Here is a 17,644-nt window from a genome sequence, read left to right on the forward strand (position 1 = left end):
TTCTTGGCATCGCCTTGTTTATCCTCTACGTTGCGTTGGCCGTCACCGCATGGGTGCTGCGGGTTGAGCGTGGATGGTCAGTCGAGTGGTTGACCATCATCGAGCTCAGTCTGCTAGTAGGTTTCCTGCTGGGGTTGATATTCCTGATGCCCTTGCAAGGCATTATTCTGTGGATGTCGACGTTGAAGGCCACCCAGTTTGTGGCCAGGCATTTCAAGTCGGGGACCGGGGCCGACAACCCGACAAATCCCGCTCAGAGCCGCCAGGTTACCGAGGGACGATTCCGTGCGTTGCGTGAAATCCTGCGCACCACCCACGGCTGGCGCTGGCGCTACCGCCACCCCTGGCTCCTCCTCACAGGCGACGCCAGCACCGTCGCCCGCCTGCTCCCCGCCATACAGGAACCCGGCTGGCTCAACACAGGCGAAGCCATCCTGCTCTGGAACAACGCAGGCGAGGGCGGCCAGCCCGACGCCGCATGGCTCCAACAACTGCGCAAACTCCGTCGCCGCCGTCCGATTGATGCCGTGATCGTGGTGCAAGACGGCACCGCCCAACTCGCCGCCCAACGTCGCGGTGTCAGCACCGACAGCCTCAACCTCAGCCGCTTCGCCGAGGTGCTCAAGTGGTCCGCGCCTGTTTATGCGCTCGATGTCGCCGAAACCGCCCCCGCGCATGAAGGCGCCACCCCCCTCATCGGCTGCGAATTTGACAGCAAGAGCGGTCGCGCAGACGCCACCGCCATCGCCAACGCGCTGATGACCTTGCGCGACCAACTCAGCGAGCGCGGCATCGCGCAAATCATCGCTGACACCAAGCGCCAGGACACCTACACCGCCAAGCTCTCCCAACGCCTCGACGACCGCATCGCACCGCTCGCCGCCTGGATCGCCAGCCTGTCTGGCAAACAACGCAGCCACCAGCCGATCGGCGGCGCTTTCTTCGCGCCGTACCCGCAGACGACGGATAAAGACGACACTCAAGCCGACTTGCCCCTCTGGCACCACCTCGGCCAGCTAGCGCAGCGTGCCCGAGGCTGCCGCGTCGGCTTCCACCCCGTCACCGTGTTCAGCACCGTGATGTTGTTGATCGTCGGCACCTGGACCGCCGGCCTGCTGATCTCCGCCGCCACCAACGCTCGCGAAGTCCACCTCACCAACGTCGCGCTTCAGGACTTGAAGGCCACCCCAGACACCGCCGCCAGCCTGCGCGCACTGCTGGGTGTCCAACACCGCATCGAACTCTACGAACACCGCATTAGCACACACGCGCCGTTCTGGACCCGCTTCGGCCTCAACCAAGACCGCGCCACACTCGCCGCCCTGTGGCAACCCTACGGCCAAGCCGCCGACCGCCTGCTAATCGCCCCCATCGCGCACAACATCGAAGCGGAACTGGTGGATCTCGCGCAAATGCCCACCGACCAGCTCGACGACACCACCAACCAGCTCGCGCTTGAAGGCCACCACGCCCTCAAGGCCTACCTCATGCTCGCCGAGCCCAGCCGGGCTGACGCCGCCTTCCTCACGCCCCAGCTCACTCGCCACTGGCGCACCAGCGCCAACCTGAGCCCCGGCGCCAAACTCGACCTGTCCGAACGCCTGCTCAGCTTCTACGCCCAGCACCTCAAGGTCCACGAAGCCTGGCGCGTCCAGCCGCAGCAAGACTTGGTGAACGAAGCCCGCCAGACCCTGCTCGCCGTCATCGTTGTTAAAAACTCCGAAGACACCGTCTACCAAAGCCTCCTGGATGCCGTCGGCAACAAATACCCCGACCAGACCCTGGCGACCTTGACGGCTGGCACCGACCCGCGCGGCCTGCTGCGCACCGGCGCCACCATTCCCGGTGTCTTCACCCGCCAGGCGTACGAAGGCAGCATTCAATCCGACATCGACAAAGTCGCCGAACGCAGCGCCGCCGCCACCGACTGGGTACTCAACACCCACACCAGCAGCGAGCCCGAACAAGGCCTCACCGGCGATGCCCTCAAAGCCGAACTCACCGCCCGCTACTTCGCCGACTACGCCGACCACTGGCAAGCCTTCATGAACAGCCTCCAGTGGGAATCCGCGCCCACCATGCCGGCCGCCATCGAGCAGCTCAAACCGATGGCTGACGCCCGCCAATCGCCCGTCATCGCGCTGATGAAGGCATTGGAATACCAAGGCAAAGCCGGCGCCCCCAAGGCAACGCTCTCCGACACCCTGGTCGCCAAAGCGCAAAACGTCTTCGGCAAGAAGAACGAGGACCCGCAAGCACAGAGAACGGTTGACCCGGCTGGCCCCCTGGGCCCCGCCTTCGGCCCCGTCCTGCGCCTCGTCGCCCAAGGGGAGGGCGCAAACAATGCCCCCTCTGCCGACAGCGACCTCAGCCTGCAACGCTACCTCGCCCGCGTCACCGCCTTGCGCCTGAAGCTGCAACAGATCAGCAACAGCCCCAACGCCGATACCCAAGCCAAACAAGTCGCGCTCGCCCTGTTCCAAGGCAAAGGTTCAGATCTGGCCGACATCCAGGACTACGCCCAACAAGTGGCCGCCAGCCTCGGCGCCCAATGGGCCGGCATGGGCGAAGCCCTGTTCGTGCGCCCGGTCGCCCAAGCCACGCAAACCGTGCTGCAACCCGCCCAAGCCAGCCTGAACGACGCCTGGGGCCAGACCATCGTCGCCACCTGGAACAAATCCTTCGCCGGGCGCTACCCCTTTGCCAGCACCGACAACGACGCTTCATTACCTGAACTCGCAAGATTCCTGCGCCCGCAAGGCGGCCTGATCAGCGCCTTCCTCAGCACCCAATTGGCAGGCGTGCTCGAATTGCAAGGCGACCGCTGGGTCCCTGCGGGCCGTGCCTTCGGCACCGCCGCGGGTGGCGACAGCCTCGCCTTCGACCCCGCCTTCCTCAAAGCCATCAACACCTTGCAACGCATCGCCGCGCACATGCTGGTGCAGGGTGAGCCGCAATACCGCTTCGACTTCCAGCCCGTGCCCACCCCGGGCCTGACCGACACCAAATTCACCCTCGACGGCCAGAGCCTGCACTACTACAACCAGCGCGAAACCTGGCACGCCCTGAACTGGCCCGCCACCAACCCGCAGACCCTCGGCACCCGCCTGCAATGGCAGACCGAACAGGCTGGCACCAACAAGAGCCTGGAGTTCAGCGGACGCTGGGGCTTGATCCGCATGTTGGAGCGCGCCAAGGTGGAACCGATCGACAACGCCACCTTGCAACTGACGTGGCAGGCCACGCCCGATGCACCAGCCAGCAAACCGCAAGACGATGACGCGCAAGTCGACAAGGAAGCCCACACGCCCGCGCCGCAAGCGATGACGTATCCGATCCGCTACCTGATGCGCACCGAAGTTGGCAGTGGCCCACTGGAGTTGCTGGCGCTGCGGGGCTTCACCTTGCCCCAGCGCATCTTCCTGACCGGCCGCAACGCACGGAGCCAGAATTGATGTTCGCCAATCTCTTCCAATCGCTATTCGGCACCCGCACGCCGTCCGATCTCGCCCGTTCCACCCAAGGCCGCTGGGACGACTGGCTGCGCCCCATCAGCGACGCCGCTCCGGTGGGCACCGACCCCGCCTACGACGACGACTTCCTCGCCATCAAAGACGAAGTCGCCAAGCTCTCGGACATCGACGACGACCTGATCGTCACCACCACCGAGCGCCTGCTCAAGCACAGCGCCAAAGACGTGCGCATCGCCGCCTACTGCGTCTACGGCCGCATGCGCCGCGACGGCGCAGAAGGGGTGGCCTCCGGGCTGGAATTGCTCTCCGCGCTGGTCGACCGCTTCGGCGAGACCCTGTTGCCGGCCCGGGCCGAAACACGCCGCGCCGCGCTCGAATGGCTTGCCGGCACCACCTTCGCCAACCGGCTCGACCGCGTGCAGGGCTTGGACGACGTGCTACTCGAGCGCACCCTGTCCGCGCTCGCCCTCATCACCGAGCGCACCGAAACCTGGCCCGAAGCCGCACGCCCCGATCTCGGCCCACTGCTGCGCCGCTTCGAAGACAAAGTCGACGCCCCCCAGCCGTCAGAAAACGCCCCCGCCGCCCAACCCGCCAGCCTGCCCGCCGCCAACGAAGTCGCCTCCACCCGCGACCTATTGGATCGTGCCCGCCAGATGGCGCAATTCCTGCGCGAACAACCGCACGGCTACCTCGCGTCTTACCGCCTGATGCGCTGCGTCCGCTGGGACACCCTCACCGAAGCCCCTCCGCACGATATCAGCGGCAAAACCCGCCTGCCAGGACCGCGCTCAGAACTACGCGCCCACCTGCAACGCCTCATCCTGCAAAAGCAATGGCCCGAATTGCTCGAACGCGTCGAAGCCGCCTTCGCAGAGGGCGCCAACCACTTCTGGCTCGACCTGCAGTACTACGCCTTCAAAGCGCAAGAGCAGGCCGGCGGTGAATACGCCCAAGTGCGCGATCTCGTCACCACCGATTGCGCACTCATGCTCGAACGCCTGCCCGGCCTGGAACACCTATCGTTTGCCGACGGCTCCCCGTTTGCCGACGACACCACCCGCGAATGGATCGCCCGCCACGCCACCGTGCACGACATGGAGCGGGGCGATGCCGTCGCCCCCATCGCCATCGACACCGCGGGCACCGACTGGGCCGAAACCGAAACGCAAGCCACCGAAATGGCCCACCAGCAAGGCACCGAAGCCGCCTTCGCGTGGCTGCAACGCCTGCCCGCGCAAGACGGCGAGCGAGAGCGTTTCGTGCGCCAACTCGTGATGGCCCGCGTCGCCGAACGCGCCGACAAGCCCGACGTCGCATTGCACCTGCTCACCACCCTCGATGCCGCCGCACAGCGCTACCAGCTCGGCACCTGGGAGCCCACGCTCGCGTTTGAGACCAAGCTCCACCTGCTGCGCCTGCTTAAGGTCCGCATCAACCGCAAGGATGCCGACAAGCCCACACTCGCTGCGCGCATCGATGTGCTGACCGGCGAGTTGACCGCCATCGACCCGGCTCGCGCCATCTCGCTCTCCTAAGACCCTGCGACCCATGCGCACCCCCACCCAAGACAACGACATCCTGCGCTACTACGAAGCCGAGATGCGCTACCTGCGCGAATCTGGCCGCGAGTTCGCGCGGGCCTATCCAGACCGCGCCCGTATGCTCGGCATCGACCGCATTGGCGAGCGCGACCCGCACGTCGAGCGCCTGTTCGAAGGCTTCGCCTTCCTGATGGGCCGCCTGCGGCACAAGCTCGACGACGAATTGCCCGAGTTGACCGAAGGCATCGTCAGCATGCTCTGGCCACACTACCTGCGCATGATCCCGTCGCTCTCCATCCTGGAGGTGAAACCCTCGGGCGGCGCACTGCAACGGCAGGAAACGCTGCCCGCCGGGCTGGAAGTCATGTCCGACCCGATTGGCGAAGACCGGATCGAATGCGTCTACCGCACCACGCAAGCGGTTGACCTGTATCCGCTACGCCTGTCCGAGGCCAGCGCTACCACCCGCGAAGACGGCCGCTCCGTCATTCGCCTGCGGCTGGCGATTCAGGAGCAGGCACGGCGCGACCAGCTCAGCGTGCCACGCCTGCGCCTGTATCTGAATGCGGATCGGCCCGTTGCGCTGGCCTTGTACGCCGCGCTCACCGCCAAGCCGTTGGCCATGCGGGTGCGCATTCCCGGCCACCCGGAAGACCGCCCCGGCGCCCCGCAAACCATGCCCGGCCTGCATCTGGAGCCCGCCGGCTTTGGCCCCGACGAGCGCCTCTGGCCCAAGGCCGACAACGCCTTCGGCGGCTACCAGCTCCTGCTTGAATACTTCACCTTCCCTGAGAAGTTCATATTCGTCGACCTGGTGGGCCTGGACCTGCAAGCCGTGCCGCACCATGCGGATTACATCGACGTCGAAGTCGTGCTCGACAAACCGTACCCCGACGACATGCGCTTCTCGGCCGAGAACGTGCGCTTGTTCTGCACGCCCATCATCAACCTGTTCCAGGTGGACGCTGACCCCATCACCGCCACCCAGTTCGAAACCGAATACCGCGTGAACGCCATGGAGCAATACGGCGAGCACGTCGACGTGTATTCCGTGGACACCGTGCAAGGCTTCACCTCCGGCACCGGCAGCCGCTTTGAATACGTCCCGTTTGCCGCGTTCCGCCACCGGGGTGGCATGCTGCGACACGACATGCCCGAGCGCTATTTCCACACCCGTGTGCAGCGCGGGCCATCCGGGCGGTTCGACACCTGGGTCATCCTGGGCGGCCACGCCTGGGAGCACCAGAACACGTTGCCGCAAGAAACGCTGTCCCTGTCGGTGACCGGTACCAACGGCATGCTGCCACGCAAGAACCTGCGCGAAGCCAGCATCCAGCGTATGCGCAGCGGCTTCACCAACGTCGAATCGGTGCGCAACCTCACCGCGCCCACGTTGCCCGTCTACCCGCCCACGGGCGACCGCTTCCACTGGCGCGTGCTCTCGCACCTCGCACCCAACTACCTCTCGTTGCTCGACGCAGAAATCCTGCGCGGCAGCCTGGCGTTGTACGACTGGACCGACGGCGAACTGAACAAACGCCGCATCGACGCCATCACCGACGTGCAACACCGCCCCCTGCAAAAGCTCGTCAAAGGCGGCTTGCAGCGCGGCGTGGAAATCGAGGTCACGCTCGATGCCGGCCAGTTTGCGGGCGACGGTGACATCCAACTGTTTGGCGCGATGCTCAATCGCTTCCTTGGCCTGTACGCCACGCTCAACCTGTACACCCGGTTGACCCTCATCGTGCAGCCGACCGGCCAGCGCATCACTTGGCCCGACACCAAAGGGGAGGGCGCACCGTTTTGAACGCCCCGGAGAAAGCATCACAACTGAGCGGAGAGCCAACGCTGCTGCCCACCCTGCTGGCCAACGCGCCGCGGATGAACTTCTTCCGCCTGTGCGAGCTGATCGAACTGTCCGCACCCGCGCAGCCGCCGCTTGGCGCAGAAGACACCCCAAAGCACGAACCCATCCGCTTCCGCTCGCGCCCCAAACTCGGCTTCCCCAATCGAGAAATCGACGCCGTCGAGTTCGACCCGGACGCCCCCGACGCACCGCCCGCCGTACGCACCACCTTCCTCGGCCTGTACGGCGTGGATGCGCGCATGCCGTCGTACTTCATCGACGAAGTCGCGCAGAACCGTGACGGCGCCGAACCCCTGGCCGCCTTCCTTGACCTGTTCCACCACCGCATCGTCACGCAGACCTACCGCATCTGGCGCAAATACCGCTATCCGGCCGGCTTCCGCAAAGACGCCAGCGACAAGGTCTCCAGCTACCTGCTGAGCCTCACCGGCTTAGGCATCGGCACACCCGAGATCCGGCAGGAGGTCGATACACGCACCTTGCTCGCCACGCTCGGCTTGACCGGCCAGCGCACCCGCACCGCAGAGGGACTCGCCGGGATGCTCCAACACGCCGTGCCGGACGCCACCATCACCGTCACCGAATTCCACCCCGTGTGGATCCAGGTGACTGACTTCGAGCCCATGCCCCTGGGCGAGAACTGTTTGCTCGGCCGTGGCTTTACCGACCGCAGCAACGCCGTGCACGTGCGCATCGCACCGCAAACGCGCGAATCCGTGATCGGCCTCATGCCCGGACAGCCCATCCACGCCAAGCTCATGGCGCTGCTGCGCTACTACCTCGGCTACGAAGCCCAGGCGCACTTGGAAATGGACGTGCGTCCCGATCTGATGCCGCAGCCGGCTTTGAACTCGAAACACGTGAGCCTGGGGTACACCACGTTGCTGCCCAAAGCCAAGGCCGAACAGGCCCCCGAACTCACCCCCATCCGCGTCCAACTCGGCACCTGGGGCGGCGCCGCACACTGAATGATGAATACGATGAAGACACACACGCTGTTGGTCATGCTGGCCGCCGCCACCCTCGCAGGCTGCGGCATAGCGCAGTCCGTCAAAGACGGCACCGTCGACGCCGCCAAATGGGCCTTTACCACCCAGGTCAAGACCATGAACCTGGATCTGACCAGCCGCGCAAGCCTGAACCCCAACGGGGCCGGGCAACCGCTGTCCACGGTGGTGCGCATCTACCAGCTCAAGGACACCAAGACCTTCGATACGCTGGACTATGTGCAACTGCAATCGAGCGACCTCCAAGAATTGAAAGCCGACCTGCTGGCAACCAAGGACGTGGTGCTGCGCCCCAACGCCAGCGCCAGCGTGAGCGAACCCATGAATGAGGATGCCGAGTTCGTCGGCGTGGTGGCGTTCTTCCGGGACGCGGGCAAGGACTCGACCTGGAAGTTGGTGATTCCGAAGAAGCAGTGGAAGAAGACCGACCCGGTGCAGGTGCTGGTGATGGGCAATACCTTGCAGCCTGTGGGGGCCAAGCCTGAGCCTGTGCAGCGGACGGCGCCGGTGCAGAGTGTGCCGAACACGGATCAGCCAGAATCAGGCCCACAGACCTAAGGGCACGCAATGCCGCTTCGCCCGGCAGAAGCATCCACAAGTTTGTGTTGGTATTGGTTCAACTCGGTATTACGGCTGTCAGCTGATCCGTAAAAATAAAGTCTGTCGGAGGGGATGTTTTTAACTCATTGATTTTAAAAGAGTTGGTGTGCCAAAAAAAGCGACAAGTCTGTCGGGCCCCCTCAGTTTGGCTCTGTGGTCCGTGGGAAATTTAGCAATAGTCTGTCGAGGCTAGGCGTGACAGGCCTTTGCCGGGACGGGAGGGGGAGGGCGTATCTCGTACATTCTGATTGTTCGTCGCCACCATGAGCATCAGAAAGGTCCTGACTGGCAGCTTTCGGCCACGAGCCGCCGGTCAACGCCGCCATCTGGTCTGAATAGCCAAGATCTCGTCCGCCCTCGCTGAATGGCCGGTTTCCGGCGAGCGAATTGCCGGCGGTACCTCAACCCGGCCAACAAAGGCCCGTTAAGAAGGGCCGCTCGGAGTCCGTTGCACGGAACCCTAGAAGTCTCATCGGACACGAGCATGCGCCACTACAACCGACGTTGGACGAAGATCGAGGTGACGGATTTGCCTGTTAGGGAGCTTCCGACTGGGACTTTGAGGTCGGCCCGAATAAGACCGTAGTACGGCAGATGGAGGTGTACGACGCGGCAGTTGCTCCGGGCTTCGATTTCCAAATCAAGGTTGCCCATCCTATCCGAAGAGGGAAACGATTGATCGGGTTGGAGGGGCGCGCGGAGCGGCAACTACCATAGTCTACTGCCCCGCAACGACCCCTTAACGTCGGCGTCAACTTTATGGCCCAGCGTTTTCACGCCGCGGCAAGAGCACTAAGTCGGCCGCTTCGTCAGCATCTTTCAGGAGCGTCTTGCGCGGCATGCCTATCTGCGCACGCATTGTCAGCCCACGAGCAAAATCCGTGACTTGCGTTGCGCGCGCGACTACGGGGAAGTCAGATGCGATTTCTCCCGCACTGATCCCGTCCCGGAAACGGCGCTCCACTAGCGCCGTGCCACCCGCAACGGCGCTCTGCAGAAACCGCTGAACCTCAGCGTCGTTTACAAGCGGAGCGACGCACACCATAAGGCAGCCCCGGGCGGACCCTTTCTCGGTCGCACTCTCGACGGCGAACCTCAAAAAGCCTGCGATAGAGTCGCGAAGACTCTCCGGCGAGAGCAGCGCCTTCGCGGCTTTTGCGCCCTTCCTTTCCGCATACGCCTTAAGGACGCGCAAGAATATCGCCCGCTTGTCGCCGAAGACGGCATACAGGCTCGGCCGTCCCACGCCCATCCCCGCGACAAGGTCGTCAATCGTGACGCCATCATAGCCTTTCGACCAGAACACCTGAGTTGCCTTTTCCAGCGCCTCTATCTCGTCGAAGCTGCGGGGCCGTCCACGCGGCGCAGGCGTATTTTGAACCATTTAGTTTAAAACTCCTTGACACCTGTTCTTGCATGAATATATAACCGAACAGTTCTAAATTGACAAGTTGGCTCCAGCCTCGCGGGACCACACGGCTCGACCTTAACCGTCTACCACGGAGACGCCCTTGGAACATTCGATCGCTCTCGTAACCGGCACCACCTCCGGGCTCGGTCATGCTGCAGCCCGCCTTCTTGCTGGAGAGGGCTGGCGCGAGATCATCATCACGGGGCGCAGCCTGGCTCGAACCCGGGAAGCGGCCGCACAGCTTGCGGCGGAGACCAAAAGACAGATCTTCACGCCGCTGGAGCTGGATCTGAACACGCCCGCCAGCGTTCAGTCCGCCCTCGCCGCGCTTGTCAAGGGAGGTCGGCCGATCGATTTCCTGCTGCTCAATGCCGGGATGGTCCCAGGTAAGCAGCGGGTGATCACTGCGGCGGGCGTCGAGGCTTCTCAGGCCCCGCTCATCGGCCACCATCAATTGACGGTCGGATTGCTCCGCGCCAACCTGCTGAGCCCCAACGCACGGATTGTGATTGCCAGCGCGGAACCTGCCCGAGGGGGCGTACCCATGTTCAAGTACACCGACGTGGACGCACTCGCGGCCAAATACCACGGAGGCGACCTGACCGCTGCGATGGAAGCCCTGCTGCGCAATGGGCCGAACGTGAAGTATGTGCCCAACAATGCGTATGCCGACGCGAAGCTCATCGTTGCCTGGTGGGCTGCGGCACTGGCGCGTCGGCTGCCTTCCGACATGGCCGTGTACGCTGTCTCGCCCGGTGCGGCGACCTCTACTAAGGTTTCGCGACAAGCTAGCTTGGCCGTGAAGTATTTATTTATCCCAATCGCGAACCTCATTCCCGGCATGAATCAGACGCCGGAGACAGCGGCCCGTCGGTACCTCCAGGCGTCGGAGTTCGGAACCGAAGTCTCGGGGCAATTCTTCGCCTCGGCTGAAGGGAAGTTCTCAGGCCCAATTGAGGCGCAACGCCACCCACACCTGCACGATGGCGCTTTTCAAGAAGCCGCGTGGCAGGCCATCGTGAACGTCTCTGGCGTCAACCTCTCTGTCGTCAACTTGCATTAGGAGACCAGCCGTCCTGACGCTCGCCGCTAGTTGTCCGCTTTCGGCCACAAGCAGCCACTCGAAGGCACCACTAGATTCATTGACAATTGGCGTGCGTAGCCCGGCCGCCGCGTAAGCCATTCTGGAAGCTCTGGAACTAGCAGCCCGGCTTGCCACGTGATGTAGATAGGGCCATCCCGGCCAAGTGCAGACACTGGCATCCCTCCAGGAATACAGACGAGATGGCAACATCGGCTCGCCACTCGGAAAGTAAAACTATTTTGTGACTTATTGAGCTTTTTTGTGGCCTCTAGGGAGCGGCTCGGCTTCGCGTGAACTTCGGTCGTTGCGAATTGTGGACCCCTTTCGCGCCGAGTCTCCACCATGTTCAGTTCCGCTAACTTATTGAGGGAAAAGCGATTTTTGACCGTGCAGTCAGGCAGGCACTCCGCAGAGTTCGGAGTTGAGTGAATCTCGACACTAGGCATGATTTCCACGACTTGCCTAGTCGACGAGCTGGTGGTCGACGCAACCCCTCATCCATGCTCGCGGAAAAATCGGCGTGACGCCCGGAACACGGGCTGTGATTGGCAGCACTGCGTGGACGCGTTTAATGGTGTGCTCGGTAAGACGCTTCGACAGACTTTATTTTTACGGATCAGTACCAGCAAGCCCCACGAGATTCCGTTACACTAATAATTGACGCATCAATCATTGATGTATCATTTGTCTTGTCGATCTCCCCATCATGGCCGTCCACACTGCGCTACCGCATTCCCATACCCAAGTCTTGCCGTTCAAAGAGTCGCTGCTGGCGATGATCGGCATCTGCTTTGTTGTCGTGCTGGTGGCGCTGGACCAGACTGTGGTCGGTACGGCACTTCCGACGGTGGTGGCGGAGCTCAAGGGCTTTGAACTGTATGCGTGGGTGGCAACGTCGTATCTCCTGACCTCCGTGGTGACGGTGCCGATCTTTGGCCGGCTGGGAGACTTCTACGGCCGCAAGCCGTTTGTGATTGCATCCATCGTGGTGTTCACGCTGGCCTCCATCATGTGCGGCATGGCGGGCAGCATGAGCTTTCTGGTGTGGTCGCGCGCGCTGCAGGGCATTGGCGGCGGCATGCTGGTCGGTACGGCTTACGCGTGCATTCCCGACCTGTTTCCCGATGCGCGCGTACGTTTGCGCTGGCAGGTGATGCTGAGTGCCTCGTTCGGTATCGCCAACGCCATCGGCCCGACGCTGGGCGGCTGGATGACGCAGGCGTTCGGCTGGCGCTCGGTGTTCTACGTGAACATTCCGTTTGGTGTGCTGAGCTTATGGTTTGCGTGGCGATTTTTGCCGCACCTGCGCCAGAACGTGCACACCGGGCGCATTCGCCTGGACTGGCAGGGCGCGGTGTTGATTACGGCAGCGCTGGGGGCGCTGCAGTTCTTTGTGGAATTGCTGCCGCGCCAGGGCCTGTCGCTACCGTTGGTGGGCTGGCTGGTGCTGTCGGTAGCGGCGTTCGTGGGCTTGTGGTGGTGGGAGCAGCGCGCCGAACAACCGCTGCTGCCGTTCGACATGCTGCGTAATCCGGCGCTGGCCACGCTGTTTGTATTGGCCATGCTGTCTGGCTTCTCCATGTTTGCGGTGCTGTTCTATGCGCCGCTGCTGTTCCAGGGTGGTTTCGGCATGTCGCCGCAGGAGGCGGGGCTGGTCATCACGCCGCTGGTGGTGTGTATCACGCTGGGGAGCATCATCAATGGGCGCATCGTTACGCGCATCCCTAATCCGAACGCCATGCTGTATGCCGGGTTTGTGCTGTTCACGCTGGCGCTGGCCGGCATGGCGGCGTCGTCCAGGGCAATGCCGCATGTGGCGCTGGCCGGGTTGATGTTGCTGGCTGGCCTGGGGCTTGGTTTCGTGCTGCCCAACCTGACCGTGTTTGCCCAGCAGACGGCTGGCCGCGCGCACCTGGGCATTGCCACGGCGCTGCTGCAGTCACTGCGCATGGTGGGCGGCATGGTGGGCACGGCGCTGGTCGGCACGATGGTCAGCGAGCGCTATGCCTCCGGCGTGGGCGACGCCCTGCGCGCAGACAACGCAACCCAATGGCTGCACAAGCTTGCTGACCCGGAAATCCTGATCGACCACGACGCGCAAACCGCTTTGCTCACGCAGATGCACGCCGCGGGCCACGATGGCGCCGTGCTGCTCGAAGCGGCCCGGCACGTGCTGGTGGGGGCGATCCATATTGGCCTGATCGCCGCAACAGTCGTGGCAGCCATTGGCCTGTGGCGTGTGCGCCGTGTGCCGCCGGTGGTGCTGCATCACGTGGAGCCCGTACAACACACGGAATAAGGTGTTTGTGCCCAGTTCGTGCCACTTAGCGGTTACGATGCGCGCATTCCTGCAATTTCATGCCTGATCGATGACCTCTGAACGCGAACGCTTCGCCGTCATGCACCAGTTTGGCCGCACCTACCGTGCATTCATGGCTGCCTTCGAGGCCCATGTCGGCCAGCCCATGCCGCGTTGGCGCATTCTGCTGGCGTTGCACGACCAGACGGGCGGCGGCCTCGCCCAGAAGCAGCTTGCCGAGCGTCTGCAGATGGATCCCGGTGCGCTCACCCGCCAGCTCAAGGTGCTCGACCAGCTCGGCTGGATCGAGCGCACCACCGACGCACGCGACAACCGCTTGACCAACGTGTCGCTCTCCGATGCCGGCCTGGCCGTCGTGCTCGAATGCATGCCGCGCCGTATCGCCTTCATCAATGCCACGCTGGATGGGCTGCCCGATGATCTCGTCCACGCGCTGTCCGAAGCGCTGGCGCAGATCGAAACGCGCCTTGCCGAGGTGCCGATGCTGTCCAGCGAGGCAGACACCAAGAACGCCGATCAGCCCGAAGAACGCTAACGCGTTTGGAATGCGCCCGGAGACACGCCATGCCCATGGTGATCAATAGCGCGCTGTACCGCAACGGCAAGCGCGAACGCGACCTCTCGGTCGAAGACATCAGCGACGTCCTGCACACCCCTGGCTCCTTTGTCTGGCTTGGCCTGCATGAGCCGGACAACGCCATGCTCAACCAATTGCAGGAAGAATTTGCCCTGCACGACCTGGCCATTGAAGATGCACGCAACGCCCACCAGCGCCCCAAGCTGGAGGTGTATGGCGACACGCTCTTCATCGTGCTGAACACCGCCCAGATGGAAGACGGCAACGTCGTTTTTGGCGAGACGCACGTGTTTGTCGGCAAGGACTTTCTCGTCTCTGTGCGGCACGGGCCGTCCGCCTCCTATTCGCCCGTGCGCGAGCGTTGCGAGCGCACGCCGCAACTGCTGGCTAAGGGTGCACCGTTTGCGTTGTATGCGGTGATGGACTTCGTGGTCGACAACTACCAGCCCGTGCTTGAGCGCATGCAGGAGGAGTTCGAGCACATCGAAAGCCAGATCTTTGGCGACACGTTTGACCGTGCGGCCATCGAGCGGCTCTACACGCTCAAGCGTCAGCTCTTGCGCCTGCGCGGCGCAGCCCTGCCGGTGGAGGACATTGCCGGCCAGCTCGTGCGTCTGCACGAAGACGTGGTGCCCAAGGAGCTGCGTGCGTACTTCCGCGATATTGCCGACCATGCACACCGCGTGGTGGGCGCGCTCGACGTGATTCGCGAAATGCTGACCACGGCCATCTCCGTGAATGTGGCGCTGGTATCCGTCACGCAAAACGATATCGTGAAGCGCCTGGCAGGGTGGGGCGCTATTCTTGCCATTCCGACCGTGGTGTTCAGCAACTACGGCATGAACTTCAAGCGCATGCCGGAGTTGGAGCATCCGGCTGGGTATCCCATCGTGCTGGCGTGCACGGCCACCGCTTGCATGTGGCTGTATCGCAAGCTGCGCAAGTCGGGTTGGATCTAGGTCTAGGAGAGACGGGATGGCGCGCTGCTGCTGGGTCAACGAAGACCCGCTGATGATCGAGTACCACGATACCGAGTGGGGTGTGCCCTCGCACGATGACCGCCATCTCTACGAGATGCTCATTCTGGAGGGGGCGCAGGCCGGGCTTTCATGGCAGACCATTTTGCGCAAGCGGGCCCGCTACCAAGAGGTGTTCGAGGGGTTTGATGCGGCACGCGTGGCGCGTTTCACGCCGGCCCGCATTGAACAGCTGCTGGCCGACCCCGGCATTGTGCGCAATCGCGCCAAGGTGGAAGGCGCCGTCATCAACGCACGTAAAGTGCTGGAGTTGCAGGAAGAATTGGGTTCGCTCGATGCGTTTCTGTGGGCGTTCGTCGATGGCAAAACCATCGTCAACCGCTGGGACAGCTACCGCGATGCCCCCGCCGCCACCGATGCCTCCAAGGCGATGAGCAAAGCGCTGGTCAAGCGCGGCTTCAAGTTTGTCGGCCCCACCATCTGCTACGCCTTCATGCAGGCCACCGGCATGGTCGATGACCACGAAGCCGGTTGCTTTCGCGCTGGCAAGGCCAAGTAACTACTTGGCAGCAACCGGTTTGAGCTGCATGACCCAATGCGCGAACCGGTCGGCTTCTTCCGGGGTGATCGAGTTGGGCGGCATGGTGCCTGCGCCCCATTTGCCGCTGCTGCCTTTCAGCATGCTCTGCTTGAGCTTGGCAATGGCGTCCGGATCGTTTTTATAGCGCTCGGCAATCGAGCGGAACGGCGGGCCAACTTTGGTCGTGTCCATCGTGTGGCACGCGCGGCAGGTCTCTTCGCTGGAAGAAGACGCGGCGTGTCCGGACACAACCAGCATGCCGGACAACGCCGCCAATAGGGAGAGCACTGCCGATTTCATCAACGTCATGGTTCTGCTTCGGTTCTGGTGCGGGCGCCCGCTGCAAGACTGCGCAGTCGGGCGCCGGTTTGGCTACATGCGGATCAGCGATGCGGCCAGGCTTTGGCAGGTGCGCCCATCACAGGCTCACCCAGCAGCGGTGTCGACAGGGCGTAGGCACCATCTTCCGTAAAGGCCCAGATGATGTTGCGGTCGTACTCGGTGTAGATCGCAAACACACCCTTGCCCAGCGTGTACGACGGCAGTTGCGTTTCGTCAGCCAGCGCGGGGATGAAGTAGCCGGCAATGGACGGATGCGCCGGGTCTTTCACGTCGTAGATCTGCACGCCCGCGTTGTAGAACGAGTACGGCACGATGCCTTGCTTCCAGCCACCCGGCTGGCCGATGGCGTTGGCACGCTTCGGGCCGTAGTTGCCGCCGCGCTGGCAGAAGCTGGTGAACGGCGCACCCGGCGGAATCTCCGGCTCCGGCAGCTTGGTGGCGATCTTCAGGTGCTTCGGATCACGCGCGTCGACCACGAAGATGTCCTTGTAGGGCTCGTAGCAATCGCGGTTCATCGGGTAGCCGTTGGTGAACACGTAGCCGGTGCGCGCGTACTGGCTCACGTCGGCGTTGTCGTATTCCGTGCCGGCAAAGCTCGGCGGCGTGTTCGCGTTGCTCAGCACCTTCGGCTTGGCCGGGTCGGACAGGTCAAACGAATAGATGCCCAGACCGCCCATTGCACCAAAGCCGATCTTGCCGCCGGCTTCCAGCGGCTTGGGCAGGAAGATCGGGTTGCGCGAGCCCATCCACGACGTGCGGTTGCCGGCGCGCGGGTTCATCAGGTAGGCCTGCTCGTGCTCGGGGTTGCCCAGGATCTGACCCGGCACGGCAATCTGCGAGACGAACTTCGGATCAGCCGGGTCGGACATGTCCCACACCTGGTAGCCCGGCGAGTACAGATAGTTCGGGTACTCGGTCAGCGCATAACTGTCGTCCGGCGCGGAAGACAGGATCATGTACTTGCCGCCGTAATACTCAGGCGCATCCAGCGAGCCCGAGCCCTGCTGCTGGCCGATCGGCGCATCGGGGTGCTGGTAGTCGGTGGTACGGGTGGCGATCAGCTTCCACTGGTCCGGCAGCGGGCCGTCCATCTCGAATACCTTGAAGCCCTTGAGCGAGTTGTAGTTGCGCTGGGCGGCCACCTTGTCCGGCTGATCGATCTTCTCGGTCATCAGGCCATAGCGGCCGATCTCGAACGAGGCGACGAGCACCGGTTTGCCGAGCTTCTTGCTCCACGCAATGGTGGCGCCGCCCAGGTAGTCCTGCACGGTGTTCGGATCGTATTTTTCGGTCGAACCCTTCGGGCCCCACACGCCGCCCTTGGAGAACACGACCTTGCCGTTGGCCGGGTCCGTCACGTCCATGATGCGCAGGTAGTCGCGGTCGTGGATGTACAGGTAGCGGCGGCCCTGGAAGTCGGCGATGTTGTTCCACGCATGGAAGGGCGAATCGACGCCCGGATAGAACGCGATCACCTTGACGTTCTTGGCGTAGCTCTTCTTGTCCCACGAGGTCATCTCACCGGGAAAACGCTTGCCCTCATGCACTTCGGGCGTGGCCTTCGGCCAGATGAACTTGCCGGTGGCCGGGTCCATGCCGTAGTCGACACCGGCCTTGAGCGGCACGGGTTTGCGGTCGGGCGTCAGGCGCAGCCAGCCGGCCAGGTACGGGTCTTTGACGTTGGGTGTGCCGGGCGTGCCCGAAGGTGCTGCCGCGGGTGCCTGGCTGGCTGCCGCCTCGCCCGTGGGGGCCGGGCCGGATGCCGTCGCCATCGACGATGCCGTGGCGAGAATGAACGCGAGCGTCGCGCCCTGGGTCAGGGCGGTTTTCAGACGCGGATGTCGCGAGCGAAGCATGGGGTT

The 17,644-nt window shown here is 63.4% G+C and carries 13 protein-coding genes; 10 read left to right on the top strand and 3 right to left on the bottom strand.

The window, feature by feature from the left end; translation table 11 throughout:
* Window positions 1-89: 89 nt before the first annotated feature.
* From R2N11_RS17590 to tssJ, 5 genes are all read left to right on the top strand, one after another.
* A complete protein-coding gene (locus tag R2N11_RS17590) occupies window positions 90-3,455 on the top strand; it encodes an ImcF-related family protein (RefSeq protein ID WP_316681801.1) in 3,366 nt (1,121 codons plus the stop codon).
* Complete coding sequence (tssA, locus tag R2N11_RS17595; RefSeq protein WP_316681802.1) at window positions 3,455-5,011, top strand: type VI secretion system protein TssA; 1,557 nt, start codon at window positions 3,455-3,457, stop codon at window positions 5,009-5,011. The genes R2N11_RS17590 and tssA overlap by 1 nt, the downstream gene beginning before the upstream one ends.
* 13 nt (window positions 5,012-5,024) lie before the next feature.
* Entirely contained in the window at window positions 5,025-6,824 is a 1,800-nt protein-coding gene (tssF, locus tag R2N11_RS17600; RefSeq protein ID WP_316681803.1) for a type VI secretion system baseplate subunit TssF, read from the top strand.
* Window positions 6,825-6,898: 74 nt separating this feature from the next.
* On the top strand, window positions 6,899-7,852 hold the full coding sequence (gene tssG / locus R2N11_RS17605; protein ID WP_316681804.1) for a type VI secretion system baseplate subunit TssG: 954 nt from the start codon (window positions 6,899-6,901) through the stop codon (window positions 7,850-7,852).
* Between the two features lie 12 nt (window positions 7,853-7,864).
* Complete coding sequence (tssJ, locus tag R2N11_RS17610) at window positions 7,865-8,449, top strand: type VI secretion system lipoprotein TssJ (protein WP_316681805.1); 585 nt, start codon at window positions 7,865-7,867, stop codon at window positions 8,447-8,449.
* Between the two features lie 799 nt (window positions 8,450-9,248).
* On the opposite strand, the gene R2N11_RS17615 is transcribed toward tssJ, so the two are convergent.
* Window positions 9,249-9,875, bottom strand: coding sequence for a TetR/AcrR family transcriptional regulator (locus R2N11_RS17615; RefSeq protein WP_316681806.1), 627 nt, complete (start codon window positions 9,873-9,875; stop codon window positions 9,249-9,251).
* 127 nt (window positions 9,876-10,002) lie between these two features.
* Between R2N11_RS17615 and R2N11_RS17620 the strand changes: the two genes are divergently transcribed.
* The 5 genes from R2N11_RS17620 (at window position 10,003) to R2N11_RS17640 (ending at window position 15,419) form a co-directional block, all read left to right on the top strand.
* The gene (locus tag R2N11_RS17620) at window positions 10,003-10,965 is read left to right on the top strand and encodes an SDR family NAD(P)-dependent oxidoreductase (RefSeq protein WP_316681807.1); all 963 of its coding nucleotides are present in this window, start codon (window positions 10,003-10,005) and stop codon (window positions 10,963-10,965) included.
* Window positions 10,966-11,692: 727 nt separating this feature from the next.
* Window positions 11,693-13,285 (top strand): MFS transporter, encoded by a 1,593-nt coding sequence (locus tag R2N11_RS17625; protein ID WP_316681808.1) that lies wholly within the window; start codon window positions 11,693-11,695, stop codon window positions 13,283-13,285.
* A gap of 70 nt (window positions 13,286-13,355) precedes the next feature.
* The gene (locus R2N11_RS17630; RefSeq protein WP_199031539.1) at window positions 13,356-13,841 is read left to right on the top strand and encodes a MarR family winged helix-turn-helix transcriptional regulator; all 486 of its coding nucleotides are present in this window, start codon (window positions 13,356-13,358) and stop codon (window positions 13,839-13,841) included.
* A 29-nt stretch (window positions 13,842-13,870) separates the two neighbouring features.
* Window positions 13,871-14,842: a magnesium and cobalt transport protein CorA gene (locus R2N11_RS17635; RefSeq protein WP_316681809.1), complete on the top strand. Its 972-nt coding sequence runs from the start codon at window positions 13,871-13,873 to the stop codon at window positions 14,840-14,842.
* Between the two features lie 16 nt (window positions 14,843-14,858).
* On the top strand, window positions 14,859-15,419 hold the full coding sequence (locus R2N11_RS17640) for a DNA-3-methyladenine glycosylase I (protein ID WP_316681810.1): 561 nt from the start codon (window positions 14,859-14,861) through the stop codon (window positions 15,417-15,419).
* On the opposite strand, the gene R2N11_RS17645 is transcribed toward R2N11_RS17640, so the two are convergent.
* Both R2N11_RS17645 and R2N11_RS17650 read right to left on the bottom strand, forming a co-directional pair.
* Entirely contained in the window at window positions 15,420-15,749 is a 330-nt protein-coding gene (locus R2N11_RS17645) for a c-type cytochrome (RefSeq protein WP_316681811.1), read from the bottom strand. It abuts the gene before it with no gap.
* A gap of 74 nt (window positions 15,750-15,823) precedes the next feature.
* Window positions 15,824-17,638: an LVIVD repeat-containing protein gene (locus tag R2N11_RS17650; protein ID WP_199031543.1), complete on the bottom strand. Its 1,815-nt coding sequence runs from the start codon at window positions 17,636-17,638 to the stop codon at window positions 15,824-15,826.
* Window positions 17,639-17,644: the final 6 nt, after the last annotated feature.

This window comes from Ralstonia flaminis (assembly GCF_958415495.1).
In the GTDB taxonomy this organism is placed as follows: Bacteria; Pseudomonadota; Gammaproteobacteria; order Burkholderiales; family Burkholderiaceae; genus Ralstonia; species Ralstonia flaminis.